This window comes from Paenibacillus sp. sptzw28, from assembly GCF_019550795.1.
Lineage (GTDB): Bacteria > Bacillota > Bacilli > Paenibacillales > Paenibacillaceae > Paenibacillus_Z.
The window spans coordinates 4,387,115-4,409,347 of the sequence record NZ_CP080545.1; the positions used below are offsets into that span (position 1 = coordinate 4,387,115).

Consider the following 22,233-nt stretch of genomic DNA (forward strand, 5'->3'; position numbering starts at 1 on the left):
CTGCCGGACGGCTAACGGCTGCGGACCTCGAAGATCGCGAATTTCAAATAATGTCCTTCGTTGACCCCGACAATTTGCGGATGATCCTTGCCCGCCGCCCGCCATTCGATTAATCTAAGCGTTTTGCCGGCATCGAGGGCCGCCGACTGGATCGTCTCAAGAAACAGCTCAGGCCGCATATGGTATGAACAGCTGGCTGTGACAAGGTAGCCGCCTTCGTTGACAAGCCTCATTCCATGAAGGTTGATGTCCTTGTAGCCGCGGCATGCGCCCGGTACAGCGCTTTTGGTTTTTGCAAAAGCGGGCGGGTCAAGAATGACGACATCCCAGGTTCGTCCTGCTTGTCCAAGTGGCTTCGAGGTATCGACAGCTTTGCCGCCACCGTCTGCTTTGCCACTCTTCCCCCGCTCCGAACGCTCTTCCAATCCTTTCACCTGCATGCGCAAATATTCAAATGCGTCTGCCACGACGAATTCCACGCGACCCTCGAAACCGTTGCGGGCGACATTCCGCCGCGCTGTCTCGACCGCATGCTCGGAAACGTCCAGGCAGGTTACTTTCTTCGCGCCGTATTTACAGGCATGAAGCGTGAAGCTTCCCGTATGTGCGAAGCATTCAAGCACAGTCGCGCCGTCCCAATATGGATAGGTGACGATTTTGCCGTTCGGATTTACGGGGACGAGTACCTTTTGCCGCATTGCTTCGAGCCTGACGGCTGCGTTATCCGTCTCGGACTCGGGAGCATTGGCCGAGGATCCGTTTTCAGGTAAAAACAATGTGTAACCCGTACCGCCTACAACAGCCGCGTCATCCGGCAATTCCTCCCGAGTTCTTTGCTCGAGACGGATTCCGCTGCGCTCTCCCCAACCCTTCATCAACGGAGCAATAGAAGCCCGGTTCTCGCGTTGATCGAAGAAATAGCCGGTTTTCTGGCCTTCTATTATGTCAACCTCAAGCAGCAGACCATTCTCGCGAATGTCCACGATGCGCGGGCATTCGCCATATAAGAGGCCTGTATGTTCCTCCAGCCCTTCAAGTGAACGAACTGACACATCGCTGCGTTCATAGATTCCCTGCGGAGCAAATACGTCCACCAGCGATCGGACAATCGCCTCGCGGTGAACATCCATTCCAAGCGTCAGCAGCTGCACAACGAGTACGCTTCCGAACCTGTCGACAATGAGCCCCGGCAGAAAGTCCGCCTCTCCATATACCAGCCGGCAATCGCGCCCGTTCACGAAACGGCGCCGGTGCAGTGCGCACTGCTCGAATCGCTCTCGGAAGAATGCTTCATCCATAGCTTCAAGTGGTTGATAAGAAACGACACGAACCGTTATTTGCGATTGCGGATTCCAATAGCCTGTCGCCAAGTAGCGACCCTGATGAGTGACAACATCCACTAACTCTCCCGGAGTGGCTTCTCCCTCAATGCGATTGATCTCCCTGCGAACACCCACGGATGACCCTGCTCCAACCTTTTTTTACGATCACGCTGCAGTACCGCTTTTGCGCGTTCCATTGTCAATTTCGCCCCTTCTCATTCAATTGCTTGTCATGCTTGTCCGGCCTGCGGCATATGTATGGTTACGAACCGCTTGCAAAGGAGTTTTGCCTCATGTTCCATTCAATCATCGTCCCCATGCTAACTGGACTTGCCGTCTTCCTGCTTGGCATGAAAGCGATGGAGCTTGCGCTTCACCGCTCGGTCGGCAAACACCTTCACAGTCTGCTTCGGAAATCGACAGCGACACCCGTTCACGGTCTCCTCGTCGGGACAGCAACAACGGCCGTTCTGCAGAGCAGCACGGCCGTTACGGTCATGTCGATCGGCCTCGTCAACGCCAGACTGCTTACCTTCCCGCGTACGCTTGGCATCGTGCTCGGCACGAATATCGGGACTTGCCTTACAACCGAACTGATCGGCCTGAATTTAAATCAGCTGGCATGGCCCTTGCTCGAGTCCTCGCTTGCTCTATGGCTGCTTACAGCGCTTGTCGGCGAGATGGGACTTGTTCCGGGAAGATCCGAAAGCGAATGGCTTCAACCGCTCCGAAGCGGTGCCGTTATAGTAGGCGGATTCGCGCTCCTCCTCATCGGAATAGGAATTATGCAATCCATTGCCCCTGCCGTCCAATCAAGCGGTTTATTCGCCGTTTTTCTAAGCCACGCCGAAGACAGCGTTCTATGGGGGCTCGCCGCAGGCATTGTGCTGAGCGCCGCCGTTCACAGCAGCGCTGCCGTCATCGGTATCATAATGGGACTCGCTTCGGTAGGGGCAATGCCCGTTGAAATCGGCATCGCCGTAGTGCTCGGAGCCAATGTCGGCACCTGTATAACAGCTCTGCTAGCATCGCTTGGCGCTACAAGATCAGGCCGGTTCGTCGCGTGGTCGCATGTAATTCTTAATGTCGGCGGTGCCGTCCTGTTCATGCCTTTTGTGACGGAGCTGCAGCATGCATCCGCCTGGTTCAGCGTGTCGCCTTCCTCACAAATCGCTCATGCCCAAACGATATTCAATATATTGAGCTCCCTGATTGCCCTTCCGTTTTGTTATCTTCCGGCTTTACGGCGTCTGTCGCCAGACTGACGATGTGACTCCCCGCTCGAAAGCAGAATCAGGAGCCGTTCACGATACGCTGCAGCCGGCTTAGCAGCGAATGGCCGATGTAATGGGCAAGCGGTTTACCCGCTTCCATTTCTCAACTGCTACCCTGCACCTCCAGGCCAAGGAGTTTGAGCGCTCCGGCCAATATGCGGTCATTGTTGTTATACCCCGCTTGACGCTGGCGGCGCCATGCTTCGGAAGGCTCGAACCATTCGACGCCGCGAATTTCTTCGATCTGCGCCTGCAGCTTGCCGCCGACTGCTTCCACGAGGTAATAATGCACCTCTTTATCGATCAAACCCTTTAACTCGTGGTTGTATTTATACTTGATTTGATCGATAGGAGCGATAATGATGCCTTCCATTCCTGTTTCCTCGATAATTTCGCGAAGCGCCGTTTGCTCGACCGTTTCACCCGGCTCCATTTTACCTTTGGGAAGCGATATTTTTCCGTAACGGTCCTGGATCAATTGAATTTGCAGCGCCCCGTCGATACGACGAAACACGACTCCTCCTGCTGAAATTTCTTTCATATTCGCTCCTCCTCAGGGTTTGCACGTGAGCAAACCGACTTCTTAAGCATCCACTTGGGTTTGCGCGTAAGCAAACCGACTTCGTATTCCTATGTACAGCAAGGATTCTCTTCACGACCCGTTGGGCGGATTAGAATCCTTGCAATTTTCATTATTTCCGTTATATTCCGCCCTTAAGCCTGCAACGCTTTAGCCAGTACGGACGGGCTTGCCTCTACGCCGCGCTCTGCCGATGTTTCGGGATCCAGGACACGGACAAGCTGGCCGAAACATTCGTTAACGCCCGCTTCAGTAATCTGTACCCGGCAAAGCTGGCCGATAAGCGCTTCGGAACCTTCGAAAACAACCTGAAGGTAGTTGCCTGAGTAGCCCATAACACGGCCGCTTCCGGGTGCGCCTTTGTAATCCCGTTCCGGAATGACGTCTACGACTTGGCCGACAAACTTCCTGCCATATTCGAGCTGCATGCGTTCCGATAAATCAATCAGCTTGTGAACGCGCTCGTTCTTCAATTCGTCGTCAATCTGTTCTTCCATCCGCGCTGCCGGTGTACCTGTCCGTTTCGAATACGGGAAGACGTGCATTTCGGCAAATCGCAGCTCTTCCATGAAACGGTAGCCGTTCTCGAACATTTCTTCCGTCTCGCCGGGGAAGCCCACGATTACATCGGTGGTAATGGCAACCCCTGGCATGGCGCGGTGCAGCAGCTTGATTTTCTCCGCAAATTGCTCCACCGTATACTTACGCCGCATGCGGCTCAGTACGGAGTTATCGCCGGCCTGCAGCGGGATATGCAGATGGCGGCACATTTTGGATGACCGGTTCAGCACGTCGATCATCGCTTCGTCGATTTGGCTCGCTTCGATCGAGCTGATCCGGATTCGCTCCAGACCTTCCACTTTATCGAGATCCCATAGAAGGTCGGACAGTCTGTAATTCTCCATATCGTCGCCGTATCCGCCCGTATGAATGCCGGTGAGGACGATCTCCTTGTATCCGGCCGCAACGAGCTGACGGGCCTGACTGATCACGCTTTGCGGATCGCGGCTGCGGGAAAGGCCGCGCGACCAAGGAATGATGCAGAAGGTGCAAAAATTGTTGCAGCCCTCCTGAATTTTCAGAAATGCACGGGTACGATCGGCAAAATCAGGTACATCAAGCTCTTCGAATTCACGTGTCTTCATGATATTACGGACTGCATTCACCGGCTTGCGGTCTGCCTGAATGGACCGGATGTAGTCCATCAGCTTATCCCGGTCCTGCGTTCCGATGACAAGATCGACGCCCTCTATGGCAAGAATTTCAGCCGGCGAAGTCTGTGCATAGCAGCCCGTAACGGCAATAACAGCATCCGGATTGCGCCGAATGGCACGCCGGATAATTTGCCGGCTCTTCTTATCGCCGGTATTAGTAACGGTACATGTATTTATCAGGTATACATCGGCGGTCGTCGTCTCGAAATCGACCTGCTCGTATCCTTCGTTCTTAAACAGCTGCCAAATCGCTTCCGTATCGTAGAAGTTAACTTTGCAGCCTAATGTATAAAACGCTACCGACGGCATGTCGTCAAACGCCTCCCATTTCTCCGGATTCATACATAATGCAGGCGAGCCCGACCATCGCCGCTGTCTCGGTCCGCAGGATTCGCTTGCCGAGACCGACGATGACCGCTCCTGCCGCTTCCGCCTCTGCCGCTTCGCGTTCGGTGAATCCGCCTTCAGGACCGACGATAAGCAGCACTTTAAGCTCCTTGTTATCGATTTGAGTTAGGCCGCTGCGTTCCCGGTAAGCGAGAATGGCATCGCGTAAGCCGGCGCCGCCAGCTCCGCCTTCCTTCTCATAACAAAACAACACCAAGTCATACATTGCTATTGAAGACATAAGCTTACGCCATGTCATCACCGGCTCCACCGCCGGAATACGGCTGCGATGCGCCTGCTCCGCAGCCTCTTTGGCTATTTTTCTCCAGCGCTCGAGGCGCTTTGCTTCCTTCTTGCCGTCATACTGCACAATCATCCGATCGGACTCGAACGGTACAAATGCCACCGCACCGATTTCCGTCCCTTTCTGGATGACAAGCTCCATTTTATCGCCCTTGGGCAGGCTCTGAGCAATCGTAACCGACCAGAGCGGTTCTCCGCTCATCGGGAGCCATGTCTGAATACCCGCTTCTACTCTGCCCGCGGTTACACCGCGAATAACCGCAAGTGCCGCGCGGGTCTGGCCGTCGCTGACGATGAACTCATCGCCTGACTCCATTCGCATCACCCGAACAGCGTGATGGGCATCATCGCCGGTGAGTACAACGCCTTCTTCATTCAATTGTTCCGGCTCTACAAAATATCGCTGCATATCTGAGTGGACCCTTCGTCGTCAATATATAGAAACACCAAAGCAAGAGCTGTAAAAAACTCCAACCTTCATCATACACGTTTTATTCCTGGTTCGCCAGAGCTTTAAACATTTTCCAAACTCGTATCCACATCAGCCTACCGAGTAGCCCAGGAAATCCATTACGAACTTTTGCCAGTCTACAGGTATGAAGAATAACTCATAGAAAGATTGGAGCCACAATATGATCGTATTTGATTTTGCAAACAATGGCGTGATCGTCACTGCCCGAAGCTGCGGAATAAAAATGATAAGCAAAAAAATAAACATGCCCCAGTGGATGTTCTGGTCCATTTTATGCCTGACCTTGAGCGGAACAATATCTTGAATGATTCGGTACCCGTCAAGCGGGGGTATTGGAATCAGGTTAAAGATGAACAGCATCAGATTTATCGTGATCAAATAATATAAAAAATGAACGATAGCCCGGTGAACCCCTATTGATCCCGCTTCCAACAAACCCGTTTGATTTAATACATAGACGGCCAAAACTCCGATTGCCGCGATAAGCAAATTGCTCAGCGGGCCGACAGCGGAAACGACGATTCCCATAAGCCGCGGATACTTGAAACGGCCGCGGTTAACCGGAACGGGTTTAGCCCAACCGAAGCCGGCGATCAAAAGAAGAATGGTGCCGAAGATGTCGAGGTGAGCGCGCGGGTTAAGCGTAACGCGCCCCGCGTCATAGGCGGTCCGGTCTCCAAATTTGTAAGCGCTGTAAGCATGCGCAAACTCATGCACGGTAAATGCGATCATGAGTACCAGAAAGATAAAGGGTAAATCTTCGATTGGATACCAGAGAAAATTGGACACTGCTCAGCCTCCTAATAAAAGAATGTCTATTCCGGCTTCTTCGCCACAAACGCGATCCAATCCTCATCGCGCCGGCGGTCAATGACCTTAAAGCCCGCCGCCCGGAGGCCGGATTCAACATCGTCTTCCTTATTTTTGTAAATACCGGATGCAATATAAGTTCCGCCCGGTTTCAATGCGGCGTATACGTCATCAAGGAAAAGCAAAATAATTTCCGCCAAAATATTGGCGATTACAACATCCACAGGGACTGAGACATTAAGGCCGATTAAAGAAGAATCCTCATCGCTGCCGTTCTTGAGCACGCCCAGCAGATCGCTCAGCCGAACCTTGATTTGGGAGTCCAGTCCATTCAGATGTGCATTCTCCGCAGCGGACGAGACCGCAACAGGGTCCAGGTCAAGAGCCAGCACATTCGACGCGCCCAGCCGGACGGCTCCTATCGCCAAAATGCCCGAACCGGTGCCGACATCGATCACTTCTTCGCCTCCGCGAATGACCGACTCGAGTGTACGCAAGCACAGTGCGGTCGTGGGATGAGCACCTGTACCGAACGCCATGCCGGGATCAAGCTCGATGATGGCCTCGCCCGGCGATGGCGTGTATTCCTCCCATGTCGGTTTAATCGTTAGCCGATCCGATACGCGAATCGGCTTGAAATACTGTTTCCAGGCCGTCGCCCAATCCTCGTCGTCAACGATTACGGTGTCTATGGAATAATCGCCCGGCTCGATTCCGTATTCCCGGAGTTCATCGATTCGCGGTTTCAGACCCGCCTCCAAGGCGGCCATATCCGTGCCTTCCGCGAAGTACCCTTTAATGACCGCTTGTCCTTCCGGAATGTCGTTGAGCGGCATGTCATACCATTGGCCGAGCGACGTGTCGCGCTGTTTGTTCAGGGTCCCCGATTCTTCAATGGATACGCCGCCTGCACCCGTTTCATGCAAGAAATTTGTTATCATCTCGATCGCTTGCTCCGTCGTAGAAATCGTCAATTCATGCCATTTCACAATCAATATGCCTCCCGAATGTTTTCTGCTCGAAACTTATGACGTCTATTTTACACGAGAACCATCTCAGGCACAAAAAGAGGCTGTACGGCAAAGTCAACTATCTGCTGACTTATGCCGTACAGCCTCTCGATAAGCTACTACTATTCCGGCGTGCCGCCGCTTTGACGAATGAGATGGAGAGCCCGGTCAACCACTTCTTCGTCGACCGTGGCTGTAAGAGAGCTGCCGTCGGTGCCGCCCTGAACTTGGATCGCTCTAAGCGCAAGCAGTTTAAGCTCCGCCTCGCGGGCGCCGCTGCCGCCTGGGAATATCGCGTGGATTTCAGCCATCATCCGAGCCCCCTTTATTCTTGTCCGGCGGCCCGGGAATCCGCCTCAGCCGCACGCTGCTGCGCCTGCTTATCATTCTCGTCCGCGAGAGCTTCCGAGAACTCGACGTCCTCGTTTTTACCTATAGGCAAGTTATCTCGGTTCTGTGTGTCTTCATTGCTCATGCCTATCCCTCCTTCGCTGGACATGCTTGCCTGTCACGAAGTTAGGATAACCAATGATCACCGCAATATGCGATTTGCGACGTCTGACGGATTAGTCCCCCCGGAACGCTTTCTTCATCCGTTCAAAAATCGACTCATGATGCTCCTCGTTCTCTTCCCCGCTTATTCCCGCGAACTGGCGGAGCAATTCTTTCTGTTCTTCGCTTAAGCTCGTCGGCGTCACGACCGTCACCTTGACATGCTGATCGCCTTGACCGTATCCGCGTAGACGCGGAACCCCTTTTCCTTTCAAGCGGAAATACGTGCCGGTTTGCGTACCCGAAGGAATTTTCAGCTTCACCTTCTCCGTCAGCGTTGGGATTTCGATCTCGTCGCCAAGCGCCGCCTGTGCAAATGTGAGCGGTACTTCACAATAAATATCGTCATTCTCGCGCTCGAAGAAATCGTGAGCCTTGACCCTGATCACAATATACAAGTCGCCGGCCGGGCCTCCTCGCAGGCCGCCTTCGCCTTCACCGGACAGACGTATTTGCGCGCCGTCGTCGACCCCGGCCGGAATACGCACATTAAGCTTGCGCTGGCGCTTCACTTTACCTGCGCCGTGGCAGGTGCCGCATTTCTCCTTGATGATCCGGCCGCTTCCGTTACAGTTGGAACACGCACGGCGGTTAACCATACGGCCGAACGGCGTGTTTTGAACCACTTCCTGCTGACCCGTTCCGCGGCATACGGAGCATGCCTCCGGTTTGGTTCCCGGTTTCGCTCCGTTGCCTGTGCACGTATCGCACGTTTCCGTCCGCGGAATCGTAATTTCGGTTTCCTTGCCGAAAACGGCTTCTTTAAACTCAATGGTCATTGTATACTGCAGGTCGTTTCCGCGCTGAGGCGCATTCGGGTCGCGGCGTCCGCCGGTGCCCCCGCCGAAGAACATATCGAAGATATCGCCGAATCCCCCGAAATCCGCACCGCCGGCGCCCCCGCCGCCGAACCCCTGATTCGGATCGACATGGCCGTAACGGTCGTACGTCGCCCGTTTGCCGTCATCGCTCAGAACGTCGTAGGCTTCCTTCATCTCTTTAAACTTTTCTTCAGCATCCGGTGCTTTATTCACGTCCGGATGATACTGGCGCGCCATTTTCCGATACGCCTTCTTAATATCATCCTCGGAAGCGTCTTTCCCTACGCCGAGCACTTCGTAATAATCCCGCTTATCTGCCAATTCCGTCACCCCGTCTCCATATTGCCCTACCCATGTTGAAGCATAGACACACGAAAAACGGCTGCGCCGTCCGGGCTTCGGACGGCGCACCGTTTGTACATTTCAAGCTATTATTTTTTATCGTCAACGACTTCGTAGTCGGCATCAACGACATTGTCTTTACCTTTTGCTTCTCCCGATTCCGGGCCTGCGCCTTCAGCCTGTTGGCCGGCCTGCGCTTGCTCGTACAGCTTAACGGACAATTGCTGGACGATTTGCGTCAGTTCTTCGGAAGCGGCATTAATTTCTTCAAGGTTGTCGCTCTCGAGCGCCTTTTTCACTTTTTCTTTGGCTTCGTTCGCTTTATCGATCTCGCCGGCATCTACTTTATCGCCGAGGTCTTTAATCGTTTTATCTACCGAGTACACCAGCTGGTCGGCGCTGTTTTTCGCTTCGACGAGTTCGCGGCGCTTGCGGTCTTCTTCCGCGTTCAGCTCCGCATCCTTCATCATGCGGTCGATCTCTTCATCCGACAGTCCGCTTGAAGATGTGATGGTGATCTTCTGGCTTTTGCCTGTGCCTTTATCCAGTGCGGAAACGTTGACGATACCGTTGGCATCGATATCGAACGTAACCTCGATTTGCGGTACGCCGCGAGGCGCCAGCGGGATATCGCCCAGCGTGAAGCGTCCCAGCGTCTTATTGCCGGCAGCCATTTGACGTTCGCCCTGCAGAACGTGAATTTCAACGCTCGGCTGATTATCGGCGTACGTCGAGAACACCTGCGATTTGCTTGTCGGAATCGTCGTATTCCGGTCGATCATTTTCGTAAATACGCCGCCGGCCGTTTCGATACCGAGCGACAACGGAGTAACGTCCAGCAGCACGACATCTTTCACGTCACCTGTAAGCACGCCGGCTTGAACCGCTGCACCGAGGGCAACGACTTCATCCGGGTTTACGCCTTTGTGCGGATCTTTGCCGATCAGCTTCTTGATGGCATCCTGAACAGCCGGTATACGCGTCGAACCGCCGACAAGAACGACTTTATCAATATCCGCGGAAGTCATGCCCGCATCCTTCAATGCTTGGCGGGTAGGGCCAAGCGTACGCTCAACGAGAGCTGCCGTAAGCTCTTCGAATTTGGCGCGCGTAAGGCTCATCTCCAAATGCTGCGGCACGCCGTCAGCCATCGTAATGAACGGAAGCGAGATTGTCGTCGTCAGTACGCCGGACAGCTCCTTCTTCGCTTTCTCAGCCGCGTCCTTCAAACGCTGTACAGCCGCTTTGTCTTTGGAAAGGTCGACGCCCTGCTCTTTCTTGAATTCGGATACGAGATGGTCGATGACCACTTGGTCGAAATCGTCTCCGCCAAGGTGATTGTCGCCGCTTGTCGCTTTTACTTCGAAGAAACCGTCGCCGAGCTCGAGAATCGACACGTCGAACGTACCGCCGCCAAGGTCGTAAACGAGAATGGTGTGGTCTTCCGATTTCTCAAGGCCGTATGCCAGCGCTGCCGCCGTCGGCTCGTTAATGATACGCAGAACTTCAAGACCTGCGATTTTACCCGCATCCTTCGTTGCTTGACGCTGACTATCGTTAAAATAGGCCGGGACGGTAATAACCGCTTGCGTTACCGTTTGTCCGAGGTAAGCCTCGGCGTCGGATTTCAGCTTCTGCAGGATGATGGCGGAAATTTCTTGCGGCGAAAATTCTTTGCCGTCAATTACCTCTTTATGATTCGTACCCATATGGCGTTTAATGGAAATAACTGTGCGGTCCGGATTGGTGATGGACTGGCGCTTGGCGGCTTCACCGACAATACGCTCCCCGTCTTTCTTGAAGCCTACAACGGACGGGGTCGTCCGGTTGCCCTCGGGATTGGGAATAACGACGGCCTCGCCGCCCTCCATAACTGCCACGCAAGAGTTGGTTGTTCCTAAGTCTATACCTATTACTTTGCTCATAACTAAAGATCCTCCTCAATCGAATGTTTTATAGGCAGCCGGCAGTCAGCCGCTAACTTTAACCATAGCGGGACGCAGCACTTTATCCTTCAGCATGTACCCTTTTTGCACCTCTTCGATAACGATGCCTTCCTCATGCTCTTCCGATTCCACCTGCATAATCGCTTGATGGAACTCCGGGTTGAACGGCTGGCCTACAGCCTCCATCGGCTTCAAGCCTTCCTGCTCCAGCACTTGCTCCAGCTGGCGGAAAATCATATCCACGCCTTTGGAGAACGATTCGACGTCGCCGCCGCCTTTGGCCGCTTCAATGGCTCTGCCGAAATTATCGACGACCGGCAGCAGCTGTCCGATCAGCTTCATCGAAGCGTATTGGCCAAGCTCTTCCTTTTCCTTCATCGTACGGCGGCGGAAATTATCGAAATCCGCCTGGGCACGCAAAAAGCGCTGTTGATAATCCTCGGCTTGTCTTGCAAGCTCGGCGTAGCGCGGGTCTTCTTCAGATTCGGAAGCATCATCCGCGATTTGGGCCGCATCCTCCGGTTGAACTTCGGTTTCCGGTTGTTCGTTCGAAGCGTCGGCCGTTTCATGTTTTTGTTGTTCTTCTGTTTGCTGTTCATTGACACTCACGGATCGCTTCACCTCCTAATCATTAAATAAACGGTTCATAGGTTACTTGTACCAACGGCCAAGAAGCACGGCCATATCTTTAGACAGTACATCGAGCAGGCTGATGACCTTTCCGTAATCCATCCGGGTCGGGCCAAGTATGCCGATCGTGCCGAGCGACTGTCCGTCAACCGAGTAGGTTGCCGTTATCAAGCTGCAGTTATTGATGGCTTCATGCGAATTTTCCGTACCGATCCGTACTTGTATACCGCTCGGCAGCGCCGAAAACATTCGCATCAGCGTCGGCGTTTCATCAAGCAGATCGAGCAAAATCTTGACCTTGTCGACATCCTTGAATTCCGGCTGCGTCAGCATGTTCGTCGTCCCGCTCAAGAAGACGCGGTTCTCTTCATCATTCTTCAGCGCTTCGTCCAGCACGCCAAGCAGCCGCTCGCAGCCGTCGACATAACGGCCCAGCTCCTGCCCGACCTCCGAATAAAGCTTCGACTTGAGGCGCACAAGAGGTACTCCGATCAGCTTGCTGTTTAGAATATTTACCGCTTGCTCCATTTCCGACATGCTCATATCCGCCGGAATCGATACGGTCCTATTCTCCACATGGCCGGTATTCGTTACGACGATGGCAACAGCCGTATCGGAACTGATCGGCACAAGCTGAAAATGCCTGAGCGAATTGGTAAACGTCTCCGGTCCGAGAACGATGGACGTGTAATTCGTCAAATTGGAAAGGATCATCGCAGCATGCTGGATGATTTCCTCCATTTGATTCATTTTTTCCGCGAAAAAAGAACGGACGGTGCTCAGATCATGTTCGTTGACTTCGCCAAGTCTGACCAGATGATCAACGTAATAACGGTAGCCTTTAATGGATGGGATGCGGCCGGCAGACGTATGAGGCTGCTCTAAAAAGCCGAGCTCTTCAAGATCGGCCATTTCGTTGCGAATCGTCGCCGGGCTGTAGCCGACGTCACCGCGTTTGGAAATGCTACGCGAGCCGACAGGCTCAGCGGAACGGATGTAGTCATCGATGATTGCATTAAGTATCATGCGTTGCCGTTCTGTTAACATCGCAGCTCCTCCTAAGGATGCGTAAAGCCCGGCCTACGCTTGCGCAGTAAACCGCTTCGTAAGCATGTGCTTCCATCCGAGACTAGCCGGAATCGTTGGATCCGGTTCGTTAGCACTCGTTATCGTTGAGTGCTAATCATTACTACAAAAATACCAAACCAACTTGGCGATTGTCAAGTTAGTTCAGCATTTTCAGAACAGCTATTTCGTCACAGCAGTGCTGCTTTGCACAGTTCACGCAATCCGTCCATACTTTTTCCGGGAAAATTTCCTTATCGACCACAGTAAATCCGTTTTTCTTAAAAAAGGGAACCTCATATGTGAGAGCCATGACCTTCGGAATATGCTGCTCTTTCGCTTCTCCGATAAGGAAATCGACCAGCTTGCTGCCGATACCGAGGCCCTTGTACCCTTCGGAAATACCGAGAGAGCGTATCTCCACAAGCTCCGTTCCGAGCTTGCAAAGCGACCCGCAGCCGACGACTTCGCCGCCTACCTCAGCCACTACAAAAGTGGCGATCTGTCTTTGAAGAGCTTCGCGCGAGCGCGGCAGCATTATTCCCTTCTCCGCATAGCCTGCTATTAATTCAGCTAATGTTTCGACGTCTGCCTCAGTCGCCTTTCTGCATACCGCTTGCATCGTAATCGCCTTCCTCCGAGCCCGTAATAAATCCGAATAATATGAATAAATATACACTACTCTGCATGACAGTACAAGACATTTTTTATCAGGGGCGAGTCATGCGGGCGAGTCACGCGCGCCCAGCCGCCGACAACAATATATTATCGTACCGATAAAAACGTTCTTGGGTAGATCAAACGGAAATTGCGCTATAATATTGGAAAATATAAACACAAAAGGAGCGAACGTCGATGAATGAAAAATCGCCGTACTATTTATACGACAACCGGTTGGCGGAGCAGGTTTTGGCGGTCTCCATCCGGGACTTTCGCAGCTTGAAGGCGCTTGGCGACAAAGCGATCGCACAGCTTCCAGAGGAAGGTCTTAATTGGTCGCCTGAACCGGAATCAAACAGTATAGCGGTTATTATCAATCATCTCTCAGGCAATATGATTTCGCGCTGGACGGACTTCCTGACGAGCGACGGGGAAAAGGCTGACCGCAACCGCGACGCGGAGTTCGAGAACGACAGCGCCAGTTCCGCCGAGCTGCTTGTTCGCTGGGAAGCAGGCTGGAAGGTGCTGCTGGAAACGCTGCAGTCCTTAAAGCCGGAGGATGTGCTTGCCACGGTGCTGATCCGGGGCGAAGCTCATACCGTCCTGCAGGCTATACATCGGCAAATTTCCCATTACGGCTACCATATTGGCCAGATTGTTTATATCGCCAAGGTATTCCGTTCCGGGCAGTGGCAAACACTCAGCATCGCCAAGGGTAAATCGTCCGCATTTAACGATAGAATGCGGGAAACGTTCACCGGCGATAAAAGCTGACCGACGCAATAACCATTTGATTTCTGAATTCCGCTACCGCAGCGGGAGGTCTCTGCCCGACCCTTGTGTCATTCACTGATAAACACTCCGAACACCTCGTTGCCAAGCGGGATTCCTTTGGCCGAAAGGCGGTACCGGAAATCACCTTCCGGCAATTCCGTCCGCTCCAGAAGCCCGTCCTGCAGAAGACGCCGCAGCGCAGGACCGAACACCTCATCCATCGTCCGGCCGGCAAACTGCCCGGCAAAATCGCCGGCCTTCACACCCTCGAGCATGCGCAAGCCGACCATCATGAAATCCTCCATCGCTTCCTCTTCGCTTACAAGGCTTGTTTCCAGACGCGGCAGGCGCGAGCTCGCCGCGTCGATATAAGGCTGAATGCCTTTAATATTGACGTGTCTTTCGCCTCTGGCATAGCCGTGAGCTCCCGCCCCGAGCCCGTAATAGGGCTCATTCCGCCAGTAAGTCGTATTGTGACGGCTCTCAAAGCCCTGTTTCGCAAAATTGCTTATTTCATAATGACGAAAGCCGGCTTCCGTCAGCTTGCCGATCAGCAGCATATACATCGCGAGCTCATCGTCCTCGGGCGGCAAAGGGAGCTCGTTACGCTCATACAGCGCATGAAAAAGGGTATTCTCCTCCACCTTCAAGCCGTACAGCGAATAATGCGGCAGTTTAAGCTGCAGCGCCCGGTTTACGCTGTCGGAGAGCAGCTCGACCGTCTGTCCGGGCAGCCCGAACATCAGGTCGATCGATAGATTATTGAATCCCGCCGAGCGGGCATTATCGATACTTCTGTATACATCCTCGACATTATGAATTCGGCCGATTCGCTCGAGCAGCTCATTATCGAACGACTGAACCCCAAAGCTGATCCGGTTCACACCGCCGGCCCGCATAGCCGCGAGCTTGTCCGGATCGGTAGTGCCGGGATTCGCCTCCATGGTAAATTCGGCATCAGCATGAATCGGAAAATGCCTCTTGACCGAAGCGAGAAAGCGTTCCATCTGCCCCGGATTCAGCACCGTCGGCGTACCGCCGCCGACAAATACGGTGTGAATGACATCCGGCGGAATGGCGGCCGCAGTCATAGCCATCTCCCACTCAAGCGCATCCAAATACTCGTCGACAGGCTGCCCTTTCAGCACGTAAGAAGTAAAATCGCAATAGTGGCATTTGTTGGTGCAGAAGGGGATGTGGATATAAAGCGCGCGAGGCGCATAATTCAGCATATACGTCTGGTCACCTCCGTTAATAATTGTCATTTCCCGGTAAAATGAAGAAAGGGAGCGCGCGGCCCCCTTCCTAATCCTCGTCGATCTTGAGCACGGCCATGAACGCCTCTTGAGGCACTTCCACGCTGCCGACCTGCTTCATCCGTTTCTTTCCTTCCTTCTGCTTCTCGAGCAGCTTCCGCTTCCGGCTTATATCGCCGCCGTAGCATTTGGCGAGAACGTTCTTGCGCATCGCTTTGACCGTTTCGCGGGCAATGACCTTGGTTCCGATCGAAGCCTGTATCGGCACCTCGAACATTTGGCGCGGAATAAGTTCCTTCAGCTTCTCGCAAATAATTCGTCCACGGTGATAAGCGCGGTCGCGGTGAACGATGACCGAGAGCGCATCGACCTGCTCGTTGTTGAGCATAATGTCCATTTTGACAAGCTTCGATTGCCTGTAGCCGGACACCTCGTAATCAAACGACGCATAGCCCTTCGTGCTTGATTTCAGCTGATCGAAGAAATCGTAGACGATTTCCGAAAGCGGGACATCGTAAGTAATCGTCACACGGTTGGTGTCCAAATATTCCATGTTAATGAATTCGCCGCGTTTATTCTGGCAGAGCTCCATAATCGCGCCGACATAATCGTTCGGGACGATGATTCCAGCCTTCACATAAGGCTCCTCTACATACTCGATCTTGCCGATCTCGGGATAATTGGACGGATTATCGATCTCGACCACTTGTCCGTTCGTCAGCGTCACACGGTACACAACGCTCGGCGCTGTCGTTATGAGCGGAATATTGAACTCCCGTTCGATGCGTTCCTGGATGATTTCCATATGCAGCAGCCCAAGGAAACCGCAGCGGAAGCCGAATCCGAGCGCTGTCGAAGACTCCGGCTCATACCGGAGCGAAGCGTCATTGAGCTCCAGCTTCTCCAGCGCCTCGCGCAAATCGTTATAATCCTGCGTTTCAATCGGATACAAGCCGCAGAAAACCATCGGGTTGATTTTGCGGTAACCCGGAAGAGGCTCGGCCGCGGGAAGCTTGGCATCAGTGACGGTATCGCCCACGCGAGTATCCTTCACGTTCTTGATGCCGGCAACGACGAATCCGACGTCACCGACGGCAAGCTCGCTCACGATTCCCATTCGGGGCATGAACGCGCCAACCTCAATAACTTCAAATTCCGCACCTGTCGCCATGAAGCGGATCTTCTTACCCGCTTTAATGCTGCCATCCACAACCCGTACATATACTATGACGCCTTTGTACGGATCGTAATGAGAATCGAAGATCAGAGCTTTAAGCGGCTGCTCCGGATCTCCCGTCGGCGACGGCACTTTAGCCACCACCTGCTCCAGAATCTCTTTAATCCCGATACCCGCTTTCGCCGAGGCGAGCACAGCGTCGCTTGCATCGAGTCCGATCACGTCCTCGATCTCCTGCTTTACCCGTTCAGGTTCGGCGCTCGGCAGATCGATTTTATTAATAACCGGAATAATTTCCAGGTTGTTGTCAAGCGCAAGATAAACGTTTGCGAGCGTCTGCGCTTCAATTCCCTGTGCCGCGTCGACGACGAGAAGAGCGCCCTCGCATGCGGCAAGGCTCCGCGACACCTCATATGTGAAATCGACGTGCCCCGGGGTATCTATCAGGTTCAAAATGTATTCTTCGCCGTCGTCCGCTTTGTACCCCAGACGGACGGCCTGTAATTTAATCGTTATACCGCGTTCCCGCTCGAGATCCATCTGATCGAGCACCTGGTCCTGCATTTCGCGCGAGGACAGCGCTCCGGTATATTCCAATATCCGGTCCGCCAAGGTCGATTTACCATGATCGATATGAGCAATGATTGAAAAATTACGTATTTTCTTCTGCCGGTCACGTACGTCCGCCATGCCTAACCCCCACAAAGTGCCTTATTTCTATCCATTCTTATTATTATATCAGTTCAGGGGAAGGCCATCAATCCGTTACCGATTCAAAAAAAGAAACGAGAGCACGGATCCCTTTGCTCGATACCGTTTGCAGCAGTCCGGCAGTACCGTCTGCAAGCTTGTTCACCGTCGAATCCTCGCGGATGTCGGGGATGCCGGGCAGCCTGTCGTTTTCTCCCGGCTTCGGCTGAGATGCCACCTGGCCGGGCTCCGCCTTCCTGCCGTGCTGGGCATCGACTATTCGCTGAACGATCCCTTCCGTCACAGCTTGTCCTTGCCGTTCTGCACTTTTGACGTTCATATCGTCCGCTGCAGCTTGATTCTGCCCCGAAGGGGCCGCCTGGTCTGCCGCATCATTGTACTCAAGCGAACCTACAGGAAGAGTCCCGTTCTGCTCAATCGGTCCGTAAATACGCTCGATACCGCTCGACGCCATATCAATTCCGAATAATACAACGATTGCGATGAGTCCGCCGACTACCGCCGTTTTCAATGTTTGACGACGCATATCCCAATTTTCCTCCTTCCGGTAGCCCGGTATTTTTACAGGTTGCCCGATTTAGGTGCGCTCACTTTCTCCGCGTTCCAGTACAGCTGCGAAATGACTTTGGCCAACGCGTCTACCGTGCGGTACGATTCTTCCAGCGTATTGTCCACACCGCCGATTTCGATTAATACGCTGTCGGGCGAAACCGACTGATTGTACTCACCGTTTCCGCTCGCCGTCGTCTTGCCCCATATTCCTCGTGAGATACCGGGGAATTGCTTATCCAGAGCTTCGTGAATCTCGCTCGCGAAGGCCTCGTTCTTACGCCAATTCGGGTTGGCGTGGCCGACGATGAAAAATACCTGGGCATAGGATTTGCCGTTGATCGTCGTTGTCGTATCCTTCCGGCGCAGCGAGTCGCGATGTATATCGAAGAAAAACTTCAAGTCTTTATTGGAGGCCATCGCCTCGGTGACTGTTTTTTTCGAATATTTATAGGATAGGGTCCAAATAAAATTTTTAATCGCGGTTACGTAATCCGTGGACGAATGAAGCGTTCCGATTCCGTTTGCTTCGAGCTTTTGCGCGAGCCGGCCGCCCAGAAGGGTGATGTTCTTTGTAGGGGATTCCGGTAATTTGCTGCCGCTTTTCAGCTCCGGGAACCACGATTCTCGGTTATGCGAATGATAGATAAAGATGACGTTCCTGCCTCCGGTCGTCGGAGCCGCATTATTGCCGGCGCCGGAATCCTGCTTCCTGTCCGTAACTGCGCCAGGGGCCGCCGTACCGCCCTTACCGGCCTCGGAAGATGCATTCGCATCCGTTCCCGAGACGCCGCCGCCCGAATCGTCGTCATGATCTGCTGCCGTCCCTACGGGCTTCTGCCCGCCTGCAACCGGCTCATTGTCCTCCGGCCCGACTGTCGAATTGGCGTGTGACCCCGGGCGCAGCAGCACCGCATCGTTCCCGCCCATACCGGGATATTCACGGGCAAGCAAGCTTTTCGGATCGGATGGATTAATATCTGTAAGCAGCCTTACCAGAAATGAGCTAACCTGCCTTCCAGACAAAGTCTGTTCGCTATTATTTCGGTCCGCTCCAGGCAGCTCCATAGCCAGCATATCGGCAAAAATACCGCTGGATACGGCAGCCGCAAACCCTTTCATTGACGAAACCGGCGAGGACGCCGCCTTCTGATGCAGAATCGCTCCTACTCCGATAACGAGAACGAGGATCATCGATCCTATCGACAGCACCGCAAATGTACGGCCCGTAACGAGCAGCCGGCGTATTCTCTTACTGCCCCGTCCAAGGTTCCATGTAATAACGACTCGTTTCATTGAATGCTCCTCCTCAAGGGTTTTGCGTGAGCAAAACCGGCTTCGTAAGCGTAATCTCGGGTTTTGCGTGAGCAAAACCGGCTTCGTAAGCGTAATCTCGGGTTTTGCGTGAGCAAAACCGGCTTCGTAAGCGTAATCTCGGGTTTTGCGTGAGCAAAACCGGCTTCGTAAGCGTAATCGCCTATTAACACCATATGAGCCTGGACATATTCATAGAACCGGAAGATTAATAGAAACGGGAAGAAATTAAATAGAAACACTAGATTAGTAGAGCGGTCAGCCCTAAAACCGACAGCGCGAAAAAAATAGGATTGCACGCAAAATCTCCCCTGCCCGGAAGGACAGGGGAGCGTATGGCTGGTTATTTAGTGGGTATAAGCCGCTACATTCGATTTATCGACAGCGTCATGAAGGGCCGCATTCAGCCCGCTTGCAACAATATTGGCTATGTCTTCGATAAACTGATCGATTTCCTTTGGCGTAACGAGAAGGTCGTGACCGAGTGGGCCGAGCGCTTCACGGACTAGCTGCAGCCGCTCTTGCTCACTTATGGAATCCAACAGACCGAAGACGCCGTCGGCTTTCGACGTATGTTTTTTTAAATGCTCCCGCACGAGATCAATACTGTTGCTTACGATTGTTGAAGCGTATACCACAGTAGGAACGCCGATCGCAATGACAGGAATGCCGAGAATGCTTTCCGTTAACCCTCGCCGTTTATTCCCGATCCCGGAGCCTGGGTGAATGCCGGTATCGGCGATCTGAATCGTTGTATTAACCCGCTCTAACGCTTTGGAGGCGAGCGCATCAATAGCAATAATAAGTTCCGGCTTCGTGCGGTCGACAATGCCCTGCACAATTTCGCTCGACTCGATACCGGTCACGCCGAGCACCCCCGGGGCTACGGCGCTGACCGCACGATATCCTGGAGCCACCTGATCCGGCATGAGCTCGAAGAAATGGCGCGTCACAAGAGCGTTTTCCACAACCAAAGGACCAAGAGCATCTGGTGTCACGTTCCAATTGCCGAGACCCACGATCAGTACATTCGCTTCTTTGCCGATGCCGATTCGTTCAAGAAATGAAGCGAACTCCTGCGCCAGCTTTGTCGCTACGCGGTCCTGCAGGCCGGTATCCTGCTTGCGGAGGTCAGGCACCTCGAACGTCACATAATGGCCGATCATTTTCCCCATCGCCTGCGAGCCCTGTTCATTGGTGATTTGAAGCCGCGTTATTGTAATGCCGTCCTCCTTCGAGACATCCGACAGTACGCCCGGAATAGGACCGTTTCCTCCGGACTCGGCATGCTCTTTTGCTTCCAAGGCCAAGTCAATGCTTATGTTATATCGCTGTAAGTCGAGATCGTCCATTGTAATAAGGGCACTCCTTCCATATCGTTTCTGTTAGTGTGTGAATGCGGTGGTCGAATTATGCGGAAGAAGCAGAACTGCCGTGGATGGCAATGGCAATGGCTATTGCTTTTTGGGCTTGCACATGATAGAATGTTTCAAGTTGTGTTGTTATATTGGGGTTTCCTTTTTACAGGAGGTGAAATGCAATGCCAAACATTAAATCCGCTGTTAAACGCGTGAAAACAAGCGAGAAACGTCGCGCTCTGAACGCTTCGCAAAAATCCGCGCTCCGCACGGCCGTTAAAACTGCTGACCTAGCTGTTGTCGCTACTGATGTAGAAGCTGCCAAAGCAGCTCTGATCGTCGCTACAAAAAAGCTGGACAAAGCGGTTACTAAAGGTCTGATCCATAAAAACGCGGCTTCCCGCAAAAAGTCTCGTCTCGCGAAAAAGCTTAACGCTCTTTCCAAACAAGCCTAATAAAATCAAAGTCCTGCTTCCCGCTTGCTGCGGAAAGCAGGACTTTTTTGTGTGCCGTTTTCTAGGCGGCCATCGAGAGCAGGAATAGTTCGAGGCCGAGCGTTTTGTCGATTTGTCCGGTTTTCATTTTAAAATCAAGGTCCGCCAGCCGGTCCAGATGTCCGCCAAGCGATTTGACGGTGAAGGTGCGGGCCTTCTCCGCCGCCAGCTTCACCGCATAGGGGTGAAGCCCAAGCTGGCCGGCCATTTGCTGCGGCGAATAACGCTGCTGCTCCAGCTCCTTCACCTGCAGCATGATCCGCAGCTGGCGTGCGATTAATGCGGCGATTTTGATCGGCTCCTCGCGTCTGAGCAGCAGCTCCGCATACAGCTTGAGCGCTTTCTCCACTTGAAGCGAGGCCATGGCGTCTATTAAGGCAAATACATCCTCCTCGACCGTTGAAGCTATCAGCATTTCCACCTCGCCCGCTCCGATCGCTCCGCCGGGCCCGGCATGAAGGCACAGCTTGTCTACTTCATGAGCAAGCTGCTGCATATTTGTGCCGGTCCGCGCCAGAAGCAGCTCCGCCGCTTCCCGAGTCATCACCCTTCCCTGCTCCTCCGCGCGTTTTACCGTCCACTGCAACAGCTCGTTCTCCTGCAGCTCCTGGAACGGAATGAGCGCATTCTGCTCCTTTATCAGCTTAACGACCTTGCGCCGTTCGTCCAGCTTGTCCGCCATTACCTGAAAGACGATGACACTGCTCTCGCAGGGCTGCTGCAGGTAGGCGAGCAGCCGGTCGGTCTGATGCTCGATTTTGTTTTCTTTCCCTTGGGCGGCAGCCAGCACCGATTGATCGCGTATGATAACGAGCTTACGCGAGGCGAAGAACGGCAGCGTATCGGCTTCCGCAACGGCTTCCTCAATGGCCGACTCCGATGTGTCGAATTTGACAATGCCGAGCTCGCGTTCATCCTTTGGCAGCAGCGTTTCCGTAAGTGTGGCAATAAACTGCCGCATTCGGTACCGATCCTTGCCGTATAAGACGTAAACCGGACGGAACCGCCCTGCTTTCCATTCTTTTACCGCTTCTTTTACATCCAAGCCGAATCCCTCCATATGTATGGTACAGTACTCAGGCAACAAAGGGATGAAGTCTGCTGCGACTTCATCCCTTTGTCCCTGAACATCTATATAAACATCCGCAAGCAGGCGGTCCATGGTACCGTCTGCGGATGGTCATACGACGTCAAGTACCGTCCTATGACGTT

22 protein-coding genes are annotated in these 22,233 nt (G+C 53.3%); 3 read left to right on the top strand and 19 right to left on the bottom strand.

Annotated elements, in window-relative coordinates; translation table 11 throughout:
* Positions 1-11: 11 nt before the first annotated feature.
* On the bottom strand, positions 12-1,457 hold the full coding sequence (locus KZ483_RS20180; RefSeq protein WP_258881343.1) for a class I SAM-dependent rRNA methyltransferase: 1,446 nt from the start codon (positions 1,455-1,457) through the stop codon (positions 12-14).
* A 158-nt stretch (positions 1,458-1,615) separates the two neighbouring features.
* On the opposite strand from KZ483_RS20180, the gene KZ483_RS20185 reads away from it, so the two are divergent.
* Positions 1,616-2,587 (top strand): Na/Pi cotransporter family protein, encoded by a 972-nt coding sequence (locus KZ483_RS20185; protein WP_220349357.1) that lies wholly within the window; start codon positions 1,616-1,618, stop codon positions 2,585-2,587.
* Positions 2,588-2,699: 112 nt separating this feature from the next.
* On the opposite strand, the gene KZ483_RS20190 is transcribed toward KZ483_RS20185, so the two are convergent.
* The 12 genes from KZ483_RS20190 to KZ483_RS20245 all read right to left on the bottom strand — a co-directional run bounded on the left by KZ483_RS20190 (position 2,700) and on the right by KZ483_RS20245 (position 13,350).
* On the bottom strand, positions 2,700-3,137 hold the full coding sequence (locus KZ483_RS20190) for an NUDIX hydrolase (RefSeq protein WP_220349358.1): 438 nt from the start codon (positions 3,135-3,137) through the stop codon (positions 2,700-2,702).
* A 173-nt stretch (positions 3,138-3,310) separates the two neighbouring features.
* The gene (mtaB, locus tag KZ483_RS20195; protein ID WP_220353562.1) at positions 3,311-4,699 is read right to left on the bottom strand and encodes a tRNA (N(6)-L-threonylcarbamoyladenosine(37)-C(2))-methylthiotransferase MtaB; all 1,389 of its coding nucleotides are present in this window, start codon (positions 4,697-4,699) and stop codon (positions 3,311-3,313) included.
* Between the two features lie 4 nt (positions 4,700-4,703).
* Positions 4,704-5,489, bottom strand: a complete 786-nt coding sequence (locus KZ483_RS20200) for an RsmE family RNA methyltransferase (protein ID WP_220349359.1) — start codon at positions 5,487-5,489, stop codon at positions 4,704-4,706.
* A 132-nt stretch (positions 5,490-5,621) separates the two neighbouring features.
* Positions 5,622-6,341 carry a site-2 protease family protein gene (locus KZ483_RS20205; protein ID WP_258881344.1) on the bottom strand — a complete coding sequence of 240 codons (720 nt, stop codon included), beginning with the start codon at positions 6,339-6,341 and terminating at the stop codon, positions 5,622-5,624.
* Between the two features lie 26 nt (positions 6,342-6,367).
* Entirely contained in the window at positions 6,368-7,351 is a 984-nt protein-coding gene (prmA, locus tag KZ483_RS20210; RefSeq protein WP_220349360.1) for a 50S ribosomal protein L11 methyltransferase, read from the bottom strand.
* Positions 7,352-7,494: 143 nt separating this feature from the next.
* Positions 7,495-7,686 carry a hypothetical protein gene (locus tag KZ483_RS20215; RefSeq protein ID WP_220349361.1) on the bottom strand — a complete coding sequence of 64 codons (192 nt, stop codon included), beginning with the start codon at positions 7,684-7,686 and terminating at the stop codon, positions 7,495-7,497.
* A gap of 11 nt (positions 7,687-7,697) precedes the next feature.
* Positions 7,698-7,847, bottom strand: coding sequence for a YfhD family protein (locus tag KZ483_RS20220; protein ID WP_220349362.1), 150 nt, complete (start codon positions 7,845-7,847; stop codon positions 7,698-7,700).
* A 91-nt stretch (positions 7,848-7,938) separates the two neighbouring features.
* Complete coding sequence (gene dnaJ / locus KZ483_RS20225) at positions 7,939-9,066, bottom strand: molecular chaperone DnaJ (RefSeq protein ID WP_220353564.1); 1,128 nt, start codon at positions 9,064-9,066, stop codon at positions 7,939-7,941.
* Between the two features lie 110 nt (positions 9,067-9,176).
* The gene (gene dnaK, locus KZ483_RS20230; protein WP_220349363.1) at positions 9,177-11,012 is read right to left on the bottom strand and encodes a molecular chaperone DnaK; all 1,836 of its coding nucleotides are present in this window, start codon (positions 11,010-11,012) and stop codon (positions 9,177-9,179) included.
* Between the two features lie 45 nt (positions 11,013-11,057).
* Entirely contained in the window at positions 11,058-11,642 is a 585-nt protein-coding gene (gene grpE / locus KZ483_RS20235; RefSeq protein WP_220349364.1) for a nucleotide exchange factor GrpE, read from the bottom strand.
* A gap of 42 nt (positions 11,643-11,684) precedes the next feature.
* Positions 11,685-12,710, bottom strand: coding sequence for a heat-inducible transcriptional repressor HrcA (gene hrcA, locus KZ483_RS20240; protein WP_220349365.1), 1,026 nt, complete (start codon positions 12,708-12,710; stop codon positions 11,685-11,687).
* Positions 12,711-12,888: 178 nt separating this feature from the next.
* Positions 12,889-13,350: an N-acetyltransferase gene (locus tag KZ483_RS20245; RefSeq protein WP_220349366.1), complete on the bottom strand. Its 462-nt coding sequence runs from the start codon at positions 13,348-13,350 to the stop codon at positions 12,889-12,891.
* A gap of 233 nt (positions 13,351-13,583) precedes the next feature.
* Between KZ483_RS20245 and KZ483_RS20250 the strand changes: the two genes are divergently transcribed.
* Positions 13,584-14,162 (top strand): DUF1572 family protein, encoded by a 579-nt coding sequence (locus KZ483_RS20250; RefSeq protein WP_220349367.1) that lies wholly within the window; start codon positions 13,584-13,586, stop codon positions 14,160-14,162.
* A 68-nt stretch (positions 14,163-14,230) separates the two neighbouring features.
* On the opposite strand, the gene hemW is transcribed toward KZ483_RS20250, so the two are convergent.
* The 5 genes from hemW to gpr form a co-directional block, all read right to left on the bottom strand.
* Positions 14,231-15,394, bottom strand: a complete 1,164-nt coding sequence (gene hemW / locus KZ483_RS20255; protein ID WP_220353565.1) for a radical SAM family heme chaperone HemW — start codon at positions 15,392-15,394, stop codon at positions 14,231-14,233.
* A 73-nt stretch (positions 15,395-15,467) separates the two neighbouring features.
* On the bottom strand, positions 15,468-17,285 hold the full coding sequence (gene lepA / locus KZ483_RS20260) for a translation elongation factor 4 (RefSeq protein ID WP_220349368.1): 1,818 nt from the start codon (positions 17,283-17,285) through the stop codon (positions 15,468-15,470).
* Positions 17,286-17,352: 67 nt separating this feature from the next.
* On the bottom strand, positions 17,353-17,832 hold the full coding sequence (locus tag KZ483_RS20265) for a hypothetical protein (protein ID WP_220349369.1): 480 nt from the start codon (positions 17,830-17,832) through the stop codon (positions 17,353-17,355).
* Between the two features lie 35 nt (positions 17,833-17,867).
* Positions 17,868-19,151, bottom strand: coding sequence for a stage II sporulation protein P (gene spoIIP, locus KZ483_RS20270; protein WP_220349370.1), 1,284 nt, complete (start codon positions 19,149-19,151; stop codon positions 17,868-17,870).
* A 365-nt stretch (positions 19,152-19,516) separates the two neighbouring features.
* Complete coding sequence (gene gpr / locus KZ483_RS20275; RefSeq protein WP_220349371.1) at positions 19,517-20,521, bottom strand: GPR endopeptidase; 1,005 nt, start codon at positions 20,519-20,521, stop codon at positions 19,517-19,519.
* Between the two features lie 188 nt (positions 20,522-20,709).
* On the opposite strand from gpr, the gene rpsT reads away from it, so the two are divergent.
* A complete protein-coding gene (gene rpsT / locus KZ483_RS20280; protein ID WP_220349372.1) occupies positions 20,710-20,982 on the top strand; it encodes a 30S ribosomal protein S20 in 273 nt (90 codons plus the stop codon).
* A gap of 61 nt (positions 20,983-21,043) precedes the next feature.
* On the opposite strand, the gene holA is transcribed toward rpsT, so the two are convergent.
* Positions 21,044-22,066: a DNA polymerase III subunit delta gene (gene holA, locus KZ483_RS20285; RefSeq protein ID WP_220349373.1), complete on the bottom strand. Its 1,023-nt coding sequence runs from the start codon at positions 22,064-22,066 to the stop codon at positions 21,044-21,046.
* Between the last annotated feature and the right edge of the window lie 167 nt (positions 22,067-22,233).